This window comes from Collinsella aerofaciens (assembly GCF_040910245.1).
Lineage (GTDB): Bacteria > Actinomycetota > Coriobacteriia > Coriobacteriales > Coriobacteriaceae > Collinsella.
Genome location: NZ_JBDGAY010000004.1, coordinates 1 through 11,648, shown reverse-complemented (window position 1 = coordinate 11,648; position 11,648 = coordinate 1). Strand labels below are relative to the sequence as shown.

Sequence of the window (11,648 nt, the reverse complement as noted above, 5' to 3'; positions counted from 1 at the left end):
GTCGTAGGTCCAGCCGGCGAAGGTGTAGCCCTCGCGGGTCGGGGCCAGGGGCTGGCGGGCGACGCCGTCGCCGTCGGTAACGCCCTGGAGGGCGTCACTGCCGTCGAAGAACGTGCCGCCGTTGGCGACGTAGAGGACGTCGATGGAGTTGTCCTCGACGACCATGTTCCACTGGGCGAACAGGGTGGCGTGGTCGCCGCCGCCGACCAGCGGCTTGCTGAAGTCGACCGGGTCGTTACCGTCGCGGTCGTAGGTCCAGCCGGCGAAGGTGTAGCCCTCGCGGGTCGGGGCCAGGGGCTGGCGGGCGACGCCGTCGCCGTCGGTCACGCCCTGGAGCGTCTCTGCCGTCGAAGAACGTGCCGCCGTTGGCGACGTAGAGGACGTCGATGGAGTTGTCCTTCTCAACGGCATTCCACTGAGCGAACAGGGTGGCGTGGTCGCCGCCGCCGACCAGCGGCTTGCTGAAGTCGACCGGGTCGTTACCGTCGCGGTCGTAGGTCCAGCCGGCGAAGGTGTAGCCCTCGCGGGTCGGGGCCAGGGGCTGGCGGGCGACGCCGTCGCCGTCGGTCACGCCCTGGAGGGCGTCACTGCCGTCGAAGAACGTGCCGCCGTTGGCGACGTAGAGGACGTCGATGGAGTTGTCCTTCTCAACGGCATTCCACTGAGCGAACAGGGTGGCGTGGTCGCCGCCGCCGACCAGCGGCTTGCTGAAGTCGACCGGGTCGTTACCGTCGCGGTCGTAGGTCCAGCCGGCGAAGGTGTAGCCCTCGCGGGTCGGGGCCAGGGGCTGGCGGGCGACGCCGTCGCCGTCGGTCACGCCCTGGAGCGTCTCGTTGCCATCTGCGAACACACCGCCGTTGGCGACGTAGAGAACATTCTTCTCATTGTTAGCAAGCTCTGCCCACTGAGCGAAGAACGTAACGTGCTGACCGCCACCCGGGATGGGCTTGGTGAAGTCGACAGGCTCGGTGCCAGCAGCATCGTAAGTCCAACCAGTAAAGGTGTAGCCCTCGCGGGTCGGGGCCAGGGGCTGGCGGGCGACGCCGTCGCTGTCAGTGACACCCTCCATGGTCTCATTGCCATCGGCAAAAGCGCCACCATTGGCAACATAGAGAACCGTCTTCTCGTTGTTCTGCTTCCACTGAGCATAAACAGTCGCGTGACCGCTGCCCGCAACGATAGCCTTCGTGAAGTCGACGGGGTCATTTCCGTCGCGATCGTACGACCAACCAAGGAAGTCATAGCCCTCGCGGGTAGGCTGAAGCGGCAGGCGTGCGATACCGTCGGTATCGGTTACGCCCTGCATAGTATCGTTACCGTCGAAGAACGTACCGCCGTTGGCGACGTAGAGGATTTCGACAGTCTTGTCCTGCTTCGCGGGCGTCCAAGCGGCGAAAAGGGTCACATTCTTGCCGCCACCGACAATCGGCTGGTTGAAGTCAACCGGGTCGGTTCCATCGCTGTGATAATACCAACCGGCAAACACATAGCCGTCACGCGTGGGGGCAAGCGGCTGGCGAGCAATACCATTGCTGTCAGTCTGGCCCAGCATGACGTTGTTGCCGTCGGCGAACTGACCGCCATTGGCAGCGTAGGTCACATTAAGCGCCTTCGAGGGTGCCTCAGTCCACTTAGCGAACAGGACATAGTTGCTGGCGCCGCCCAGAAGAGGCTGAGATAAATCTACGGCCTGAGTGCAAGCGCTGTCATAATACCAGCCACCAAACACATAGCCATCGCGCACGGGAGACTCCGGCACAGGGCATATGCCCTCGTCGTTAGTCTCAATGGGTTCAGTAGTGATGTTTCCGTCCGCGAAAGCGCCGCCGCCGCCATTTGCCGCTACAAAAATAACGGTCTTAACACCAGTAGAGGCTGCAGCAGTAGCCCCCTCGCTCGTGTTCTGAGCAGTCTCCGCCGCGATAGCAGCAACCGGCGTGGAGCCAAGAACCATACTAAGGCTCAAGCCAGCTGTGATAGCAGCGTTAAGCTTCCTATTCATGTGGTCGTCCTTTCCCGACTCTCTTCTCCGCGACCACTTCGCGAAAGAAGATATTTTAATTGCATCATCAATTTAAGCCGAGAAAAAACTCAAAAGGTTGCGCAATCAAGCTATATCTAAGGTTTGGGACTTTTTTGCAAAAAAGTTTGCAAAAAGCTATTGCACCACCCGTACGCTGGGGCAAAGGTCTGCCAGCGGGCACTCGTCGCACTTGGGCTTGCGGGCGTCGCAGATCTCGCGGCCAAAGGTGATCCATTGGTGATTGACCGACTCCCAATACTCGTGCGGCAAAATCTTGAGCAGATCCTGCTCGGTCTTGAGCGGCTCTTTGGCGTGCGTCTTGGGACTCAGCATCAGGCGGTGCGCGATGCGGTTGACGTGCGTATCCACCGCGATGCCTTCCACGATGCCGTACCCTACGTTGAGCACGATGTTCGCTGTCTTGCGCCCCACGCCCGGCAGCTTGACGAGCTCCTTCATGTCGGCCGGTACCTCGCCGCCGTAGTCGGCAACGATCATCTGCGCGGCCTCCACGGCATGCTTGGCCTTACTCTTATAAAAGCCGAGTGACTTAATGGTGTCCGCCACGTCGGTCACACTTGCCCCGGCCATGGCCTCGGGCGTGGGCCACTGGGCAAACAGTTGGGGCGTCACCTTGTTGACCTGCGCGTCGGTCGTCTGAGCCGAGAGCAGTACCGCGATGAGCAGCCTAAAGGGATTCTCGTGGTCCAAGAAGCACTCGACCGGGCCATAGCGACGGTTAAGGCGCTCGCACACCTCGATGGCGCGTTCGCGTTTGGCGGCATTGGTCTCGCGTGGCATAACGACTCCTCGGCTCGGCAGAAACATAACTTCACGGAAACGATTGTCCCACGTACGGGGACCTTACGCCTCCAAAAATGCGCCGGTCTGGCGGCCCCACAGGCTTGCGTACTCGCCGCCCACCTCGACAAGCTGCGCATGCGTACCGTCCTCGACAATCTCGCCGTCCGCCAGCACCACGATGCGGTCGAGCGCCGCCACGGTGGACAGGCGATGCGCCACCACAATGGAGGTGCGGCCGCGCATCAAGTTCTCGAGCGCCTCCTGCACCAACGCCTCAGACTCGCTGTCCAAGGCAGACGTCGCCTCGTCGAGCACCAGAATCGGCGCGTCGGTCAGGATAGCGCGGGCGATGGCCACGCGCTGGCGCTGGCCGCCCGAGAGCTTAACGCCCCGCTCGCCCACCATGGTGTCAAAGCCATAGGGCAAGCGGTCGATAAACTCCAGGGCATTGGCCAGGCGCGCTGCCTCGCGAATCTGCTCGTCGGTGGCGTCGGGGCGGCCGTAGGCGATATTCTCGCGAATGGAGCGGTGGAACAGCAGCGCCTCCTGCGGCACGTAGGCAACCTGGCGGCGCAGGCTCTGCTGCGTGCAGCGCGAGACGTCTTGGCCGTCCACGAGCACGCGGCCGCCCTGCACGTCGTCCAGGCGCAGCAACAGCTTGGTGAGCGTCGTCTTGCCCGAGCCCGATTTGCCCACCAGGCCCACGCGCTGGCCCGCCGCCACATGGAGCGTCAGGTCGTTGAACACGCTCTCGCCCGCCGCGGCATCACGGTATGCAAAGCTCAGGTGCTCAAAATCAATCGCGCCCTCGCTCACCTTGAGCTCGGGGGCATTCGCGTCGTCTGCCACCAGACGCGGCTCGTCCAGCACGCGTGTCATCTCGGCCGCATCGCCCAGCGCGCGGTTGATGCGCTGCATCATGGAGCTCACGTAGTTCAGACGCATGGTGAGGTTATACGTATAGGTAAAGATCATGACGAGCGCGCCGGCGGAGATGCCAAACCACGCGTTGCCGCCCGCGACGAACACACTCACCACGGCCATGGTAATGACGATAAGGCCCGAAGTCGTAAAGTTGCGTTGCATCATAGCGTGCATCGATACCGTTTCGGCATCGCGCGCGGCACGGTCGGCGGTATCGAACAGGTCGCGCTCAAAGTCCTCGCGCCCGCAGGTCTTGACGGCCAGGATGTTCGTGACCGCGTCGGAAAGCACGCCCGACAGCTTGTTCTGCGCGGCGGACGTCGCGGCCGAAAGCGGCATGATGCGCTTGTACATAAGCCAGACAAACGCGATGTAGACGACCATGATGCCCACCAGGATCACGGTAAACGTCGGCACCACCGGGGCGAGCGCCGCCACCGTGCAGACAACCGAGGTGATAGTGGGGATGAGCGAATACACCGTCACGTCCACCAGACCCGTGTAACCGCTCATAAAACGGCTCGTCTGGCTCACAAGCGATCCACCGAATCGGCTGGTGTGGAATGTCATGGATTGATTGGAGAGTGTGTCGAAGCACAAGCGCGCCAGGTGATAGTTGCCCGCAATCTCGAGCTTGTAGACGGTGTAGTCCTGCAGCTTGGAGAGAATCTGGCCTACCAGGTTAACGAGCACGAGCGCCAGAATGTAAGGGCCAAAGACCTCAAACACCTGGCCGCCCGCCACGGGGCCGGCTTGGACGCGGTCGACGATAAGGGCCATCACGTAGGTGTTGGCAAACGTAAGCAAAAAGATATAGCCCGCCGACGAGAACACCGAGAGAAAAACGATCAACGGCTGTGTGCGCGTGACGTCCCAAAAACGCTGCAGCGTGCGACGTACGGTGGAGCGTTTGAGCGGACTGATGCTTCTCTGAGACATGGGCTTCCTTTCGCGTCTGATAGGGCGAAACGCCATTGTTGCACACTAAAGTGCACTTCAGGCAAGCACGATGCGAAAAGCGGCGGGGCGCCCGCGTCCGCGCTGGTGCCCCGCCGCCTGCTACAACTAGTCCTCGTCCTCTTGGTCTGCGAGCAGCTCCGCGGACGTGAGCCCCAAGATCGCGTCGGCCTGGTCGGTATCCTCCAGCGCGTCGATGTCCTTGAGCTTACGCTCCATAACGTTGGTGCGCGTGGTGATAATGCCCTCGACCGTCTTGCCCGCGGTCTCAATCTGCTGCTGCGCGCGACGCAGCGCCGCCTGATAGCGCGGCAGCTCAGCCTTGACGGCGGAAAGCACGCGCAGCACGTCATCGGTGCGTTTTTGCAGCCTAAACGTCTGATAGCTCATCTGCAGGCTGTTGAGGATGGCCGCCATGGTGCTGGGGCCGGCAACGTTGACGTGATAGTCGCGACCCAGGGTCTCGATAAGCCCGGGGCGGCTGACGACCTCGGCGTACAGGCCCTCAAACGGCACGAACAGAATGCCAAAGTTGGTCGTCGCGGGCACGCTCAGGTACTTCTCGCAAATGTCCTTGGCCTCGCGTTTCACCATCATATCGAGCGTCTTGCGCGCGGCGGCAACGGCCTCCGCGTCGCCCGACTCCTGGGCGTCGAGCAGATGCTCGTACGCATCGCCCGGGAATTTGGAGTCGATCGGCAGCAGCACGGGATCGCCCTCGTCTACCGGCAGCTTGACGGCAAACTCAACACGCTCCGAGGCGCCAGGCTTGGTGGCAACGTTTTCCAGATACTGGTCGGACGTAAGGATGTCCGCCAGGATCGCGCCCAGCTGTACCTCGCCCAAAATGCCGCGCGCCTTGACATTGCCCAGTACGCGCTTAAGGTCGCCCACACCGGTGGCGATGGATTGCATATCGCCCAGGCCCTTGTACACGGCCTCGAGCTGGTCGCTCACTTGCTTAAACGATGCAGACAGACGGTCGTTGAGCGTACGGGAAAGCTTTTCGTCCACCGTCGCGCGCATCTGATCGAGCTGCACGTTGTTGTCCTTGCGGATGGCACCCAGCTGTGCATCGACCGTCTCGCGCACCTTGTCCAGGCGGTGCTCGATGCCCTCGCGGTTGGCGCCAAGCTGTTGGGCCGTCTCGCGGCGCAGGTCATCCATACGGTCGCCAGCCTGCGAGAACTCACGCGCGATGGTCAGGTAGCGCTGCTGCTCTACGGCGGCGTCGGTCGTCTGCTGCTGCGCGATGGCGTTTGCCGTGCGACGGGTTTCTGCCAGCGCGACGTTCAGGGTGTCGAGCGCGTTGTTGGCCTGCTCGAGCGCCGCGAGCGTCTCCGCGTCGTTGCCGCCATGCTCTCGCAACTCGGCACGAAGTCCTTTAAGCTGCAGGGTGCAAACCACAGCAACTCCCACCGCCACCAAGGCAATCACAACAAGCGCAATATCAATAGCAGACATAGGCTCCGCCCAACAAACCCAATCGATCATCAATCAAAACTGCGATCAATCTTACCCCGCCACACGCACCGGGCGCCCGGCCCCTTCTTGGATGCCCCTCTCCTCCGCATATTCCATAATGCGGCGCGCCGTCTCCCTACTCACCTTTGAGTCATCGCCGGCTAAGTATGCGTACACGTTTCCTTTATTCAGGTGCAGAGCACGGCAGATGCCATAGCGCGTTACACCCGATTCCTCCAATGCTTCCAGTGTTCTCTTTCTCATCAGGGCGTTCACCCTTCTGTCGGCCGCTGGCTTTTCTTTCACCCCTCTATACGCGTGCCAAACGTTGGCGTAACGATTGGGGAGCTTATCCTCGGTGCATAGAGATGCCAGGCTACCCGCTTGGCCATACAGAGACAAAACACCTCGATAGCTCTCTTCCATCCACGAGCCCTCGGATAAACCCAGAACGTATTCGGCTTTTCCCTGCGCCAAAGCGAGCAAAAACAGAGGCTCCGCCACGCGCGGCGCAACCGTCGTCGCCTGCTTAACCAGCTTTCTAAAACTCAGCGACTGCTGTCCGGATAGTTCTCGGCAATAGCCTTTTAAGAATCCCTCAAAGGTCAGATTCAACCGAGTACCTCCTTTTTGTATTGCCTGTATGCGCAGACCATCTCTTGATAACTCCGCTCCGAAGGCGACGACGCCAACGCCTCTCCTTCATCGAATATAAGCCGCTCGAGCAAGTCCCAATCAAGTCTGTCGACGAATGCCTGACTATGAAGATCGACGATGTCGTTCGGACGATAGGCATAAAGCTTCATCACCGCCAGGTCCTCCAAAGATGGCGTAAAGTACCTGATAAAACGTGCCCCAATCTTCAAGGGAAGCAAACGATCTTCGTAATTGAATGGCATCTGATTACAATATGCCACCGCCATACCATTCACCTCGGGGTATCGAGCTATGATCTCGCGGAGGCACCTGTCCGCCTCAAACACATCAATATCATGTGTAACCGACCGATTCGTCACATCATTTAGTATGAAGGCGCTTCCTCCTACCAATACAACGCTCGGCCTATCGTCTTTTGGACCTATTTCCAGCTCCGCTTCTTCGTCAATGCCCAAAAGAGTCTGCTCTAAATCCTGCTTATACATGGCATATCCTATTATTATTCATCTACGATAATACTATTCAGTCGCACGACAGGGCCTAAAGGATGCAAGGATTCCGCTCGTCGCGATAATCCCTACACCCTAGAAGTCCCAATGTGACAAACGCTAACTCTCCCAGCCGGCGCGAACGGTTGTTATGACGTCGCCTAGGCGCTGGCCGAGAGCTGCCAAGTGCTGAAGCACCTCATTGGGCGAGGCGCCGTTGAGAATGCACGTGAGGGCATATGAGGCCAAGAAGATTGCCGCGAGTCCCAACGGGATCAGCACAATCATCGCTAACGTGCGCAGGCGCTGGCCCACGCGGCGGCGACGCGCACGATGTTTATCGAACACAAGCTCCTGCGCATATGAATCTTGTTGTACGGAATAGTTCTCTGGCGCCGATCCGCCCGCAAGCGAAACCGCGGGTGCGGCATTTTGCGCAGGGGGCTGGGCGGCTACCCCTTGCATTTGCATCTCCATGAGCCGTTGCTGCTGACGCAACATGCGCTCAGCTTGTTGCTGCGGAGTCTCAAGAAACAGATCCATGCTGGCCTCCAAAATCGGAGCATTCGACGCTTACGCCCAGCATCCCGCACCGCCAAGGCCACGGCAACGCAATCCGTAGCAATAGCCGCAAAGTTTCTTGTTGACAAAAGCTGTCGAAAACCTCAACAACTCCCCTACCAGCACTTTCTATGAGCTTTTTTATGGAATGATCTTTTGCCCTTCCGCCCTTGAGCCAACCGACCAAAACCTAACCAAAAACTTGACGGAAATTGTGTAGACCGGGACCTCACACAAAACGTGCCGCCCCATAAGGGGCGGCACACAAACTTATTATCAGCTTTTCTGTAACGAGCATGCGACGACTCAACGCCGGAGCGCAGGGCGGGGAAACCTTTGCCTCACGCGACCCTGCGAAGCCGTGAGCGAGAGGGAAAGGTTTCCCCGTCCTGCGCTCCGTGGTCGGTGAGGACAGACTACATGCCCGCGAGACCGCGGGCGGCGGTGGCGCACATAAACGCCAAGGCTAGAATCACGAGCGAGCCCGCGATGTCAACCAGCACACCCATTGCGCGGCGCTCAAACAGCCAGCTCTCGAAATGCGGGGCGACATTGCGCCAGACACGCCACAACAAGATGCCCATGCCGATGACGCCGGGGATATTGAGCAGCAAAATCTCGGAGCACAAGAGGCCAATCAGGTTTCCGGCGGCAAAGCCCGCATCGCCCTCGCAGTACTTGCGATAAATCATGTACAGCATGTACGCCACAAACGGCTGTAGGCACGCAGAGATAAACGTAACCACCATCGAGGGGTCTTGAGAAAAGACATCGGTGAGCTTATCCACACTCGTGGCATCCTTAGAGGCCAGGAACAGACCAATGACCGCCACGGGCACCACGCCCAAGATGACCTCGACCATCGTAAACAGCTTGGCGGTCAGGTCCTCACTCGCCGAATTCAAATGGGGCGCCCACTCAGGATGAGCATGTGCGCCGACCTTCTTGTCCTTCTCGGCACGATCGGCCTTTTTGCCCTCAGGGACCCGACGACCAGGATCCTTGCGAGTCCCCGCCGCAGCCACCCGAGCCCGAGACTTCTTACCCATAACCAACACCTCGCAAGAGGAAACGAATAGCCAACGCTACCTAGTGTACCCCACCCAAGAACGGTACCGTCCCAACCAATCCCCACACAAAACGTGCCGCCCCAAAAGGGGCGGCACACAAACTTCTAATCAGCTTTTTAGTAACGAGCACGCGACGACCCAACGCCGGGGCGCAGGGCGGGGAAATACCTTTGCCTCGCGCGACCCTGCGGAGCCGTGAGCGAGAGGGAAAGGTATTTCCCCGCCCTGCGCCCCGCAGTCCACGTTCGTATCGGCGCTAGTAGTTCACCACCTGCTCCTCAAAGTAAGCCTTCGGATGGTTGCACACCGGGCACACCTCGGGCGCCTCGGCACCAACATGCAGGTGCCCGCAGTTCAGGCACTTCCACACCTTTACGCCCTCGCGCTCAAACACCTCGCCCGACTCAATGCGCTCGACAAGCTTGTTGTAGCGCTCCTCGTGAGCCTGCTCGACAGCGCCGACGCCACGGAACTTTGCGGCGATCTCAGTAAAGCCCTCCTCCTCGGCGGTCTTGGCGAACTCGTCGTACATCGTGGTCCACTCGTAGTTCTCGCCCGCAGCGGCATCACGCAAGTTGTCCAGAGTGTCGGGAACGGCGCCGTCATGCAGATACTTAAACCACAGCTTGGCGTGCTCGGACTCGTTGCCCGCCGTCTCGGCAAAGATATTCGAGATCTGAACGTAGCCGTCCTTCTTGGCCTTGGATGCATAGTAACGATACTTGGTATGCGCCTGGGACTCACCGGCAAAAGCGGTCTCGAGGTTCTTCTTGGTTTGGGAGTTCTCAAAATCCATAGGTGTACTTCCCTTCAACATATGCCGCCCGTAGGCTTCGAGCGGCCTTTTCTTTAGGATGCCCTCATGTCGAAAATCTAAACCTTACAATCCTGTTTTTCAGATTCGGGTGGGCTACACGCTTAGCCAGCGGTCACCCTCCACGCGGCAAAAGCCCTCACGCTCCAAGTCGGCCAAAATGCCTGCGACAAGATCGTGATCGACCGGCTCGCGGCCTGCTGCCGCCTCCATTTCGTTGACACCCGCCACAGCCTCGGCGAGTGTGATGCCCGCCGGCCGCCCATCGCGCGCCGCCAGCAGCATGCGCACAATATGAGCGCGCTTTTGGCGGCGCGAGCCCTCAAACTTGGACTGACGGCTATAGCTCGCCGAGCGCCTGGACGGATTGGGCAGCGTCTTCTTAAGATACGCGCCATAATCCAGCAGCGCGTAATACCATGCGCGCGGTGTGTCGGCATCGTCGAGCGGCACGGCAAAGGGAGCAATCTCATCCGCCGCCGCACCAGGAGCCGCCGGACAGGCGGCCTGAATCAGCGGCACCAGCTCGCGATCGGGAACGGCCGGCACATCGGGAAAGAAATGATGCAGAAAGACCGTGCGCACGTTGGTCTCCAGATACACACCCGGTAGATTGAACGCAAACGACCGGATGCCCTGCGCCGTCGCTGGGCCAATACCGGGCAGGGCGACCAGGTCGCGCGTCTCACGTGGAAACTCCCCACCCCAGTCTTCCATAACGCACTGAGCGGCTCTGTGAAGCGCCAGAGCACGCCGGTTGTAGCCCATCCCCTGCCAAGCGTCCAAAACATCGGAAGGCGCGGCCTGGGCAAGCGCCTGCACGGTTGGAAAGCGATCGAGCCACGCGGGCATACGCGTCTCCACGCGCGGCACCTGCGTTTGCTGCAGCATAACCTCGGAAAGCCAAATAATGTACGGGTCGCGCGTGCGGCGCCACGGAAGGTCGCGATAACGCAGGACCCCTTCCGAACGAATCATCGAACGAAAGGGGTCCTGAATCATGGCTATGCTCCTTATGCGGCGCTATTCCTCCCGGCAAGCGCACGCACAGGTGGCGTACTCGGGAAACGCATCGCGGTCGGCGAACTTGGAATCGACGGCCGGGAACTGGCGGTGAGCGACGATATCGCCCAGCGAAACGGAATCGAGGTAGTCGCGCATCAGCGCTTGAGCTCCGGCCCACAGGGGATGATAACAGCACGTGCCCATGCGTGCACAGTCGCCATCGGGCGCGGTGCAATCGTTCATGACCATAGGGCCCTGAACGGCCTCAACGACCTGGCGGATGGTGACATCGTCGGGGCTGACCTTAAGACGCATGCCGCCATGGACGCCACGCAGGCTCTCCACAATACCGGCCTGAACCAAACCATGTTGAATCGAACGGGCAAACGAATACGGGACATTGACCTCTTCGGCGGCGGTGCGAACAGAAAGCAGACGCTCCGGGTCCTCGGCAAGCATCGCGAGCATGCGAAGGGCGTAATCAGTCTTCCTCGATATGTCCATTTTTCCCCTTTCAAGGAATAGGAACAGCTCGAACGAGCTCCGGAGCCGAGCTTACGTCGAGACGCCAATGACCGTATGGACGCCCATATAGCAAAACGGGTGCCCACTGAATGCCGTGTTTGAAGCCTCTTGCATCAAAAACGCCCCATAGTGCAATTTAGTATAACCTAACTCCCTGCTTCGTTGAACAGGTGTTGCGCAACAAACGCTTTGTTTGAACACATGTCTCAAACGGAGCTTGTCCGGGAATTGGAAGGATTTTGTTTTGGGCGAAAGGGGCCGATGGGATCAAGGTCCTATCAAATCAGAACCACCCTTAAAAAGGGTGGTTTGCTCTTAGGGTATAACCCACGGGCCCCGGGCTCGCGTCTAAAGGC

Annotated in this window: 12 protein-coding genes; all 12 read right to left on the bottom strand. The window is 59.8% G+C overall.

From position 1 onward, the window contains the following. A partial coding sequence (locus AB5Z20_RS02365; RefSeq protein WP_368156121.1) for an InlB B-repeat-containing protein occupies window positions 1–327 on the bottom strand: 327 nt, incomplete at its 3' end. After that, on the bottom strand, window positions 236–2,002 hold the full coding sequence (locus AB5Z20_RS02360) for an InlB B-repeat-containing protein (RefSeq protein ID WP_368156120.1): 1,767 nt from the start codon (window positions 2,000–2,002) through the stop codon (window positions 236–238). The genes AB5Z20_RS02360 and AB5Z20_RS02365, both read right to left, overlap by 92 nt. A 156-nt stretch (window positions 2,003–2,158) precedes the next feature. After that, window positions 2,159–2,824, bottom strand: coding sequence for an endonuclease III (gene nth / locus AB5Z20_RS02355; protein WP_368156119.1), 666 nt, complete (start codon window positions 2,822–2,824; stop codon window positions 2,159–2,161). Between the two features lie 63 nt (window positions 2,825–2,887). Further along, entirely contained in the window at window positions 2,888–4,690 is a 1,803-nt protein-coding gene (locus AB5Z20_RS02350; RefSeq protein WP_368156118.1) for an ABC transporter ATP-binding protein, read from the bottom strand. 126 nt (window positions 4,691–4,816) lie between these two features. Continuing rightward, a complete protein-coding gene (gene rmuC, locus AB5Z20_RS02345; RefSeq protein WP_368156117.1) occupies window positions 4,817–6,172 on the bottom strand; it encodes a DNA recombination protein RmuC in 1,356 nt (451 codons plus the stop codon). Between the two features lie 51 nt (window positions 6,173–6,223). Then, window positions 6,224–6,787: a hypothetical protein gene (locus AB5Z20_RS02340; RefSeq protein WP_368156116.1), complete on the bottom strand. Its 564-nt coding sequence runs from the start codon at window positions 6,785–6,787 to the stop codon at window positions 6,224–6,226. Next, window positions 6,784–7,314 carry a DUF6036 family nucleotidyltransferase gene (locus AB5Z20_RS02335; protein WP_368156115.1) on the bottom strand — a complete coding sequence of 177 codons (531 nt, stop codon included), beginning with the start codon at window positions 7,312–7,314 and terminating at the stop codon, window positions 6,784–6,786. The genes AB5Z20_RS02340 and AB5Z20_RS02335 overlap by 4 nt, the downstream gene beginning before the upstream one ends. Window positions 7,315–7,437: 123 nt before the next feature. Next, entirely contained in the window at window positions 7,438–7,860 is a 423-nt protein-coding gene (locus AB5Z20_RS02330; protein WP_368156114.1) for a hypothetical protein, read from the bottom strand. 434 nt (window positions 7,861–8,294) lie between these two features. Next, a complete protein-coding gene (locus AB5Z20_RS02325; RefSeq protein WP_368156113.1) occupies window positions 8,295–8,927 on the bottom strand; it encodes a hypothetical protein in 633 nt (210 codons plus the stop codon). 277 nt (window positions 8,928–9,204) lie between these two features. After that, window positions 9,205–9,744, bottom strand: coding sequence for a rubrerythrin (gene rbr / locus AB5Z20_RS02320; RefSeq protein ID WP_138374381.1), 540 nt, complete (start codon window positions 9,742–9,744; stop codon window positions 9,205–9,207). A 114-nt stretch (window positions 9,745–9,858) separates the two neighbouring features. Continuing rightward, the gene (locus AB5Z20_RS02315; RefSeq protein ID WP_368156112.1) at window positions 9,859–10,764 is read right to left on the bottom strand and encodes an adenine glycosylase; all 906 of its coding nucleotides are present in this window, start codon (window positions 10,762–10,764) and stop codon (window positions 9,859–9,861) included. A 21-nt stretch (window positions 10,765–10,785) separates the two neighbouring features. Then, complete coding sequence (locus AB5Z20_RS02310) at window positions 10,786–11,271, bottom strand: RrF2 family transcriptional regulator (RefSeq protein ID WP_099432564.1); 486 nt, start codon at window positions 11,269–11,271, stop codon at window positions 10,786–10,788. Window positions 11,272–11,648: the final 377 nt, after the last annotated feature.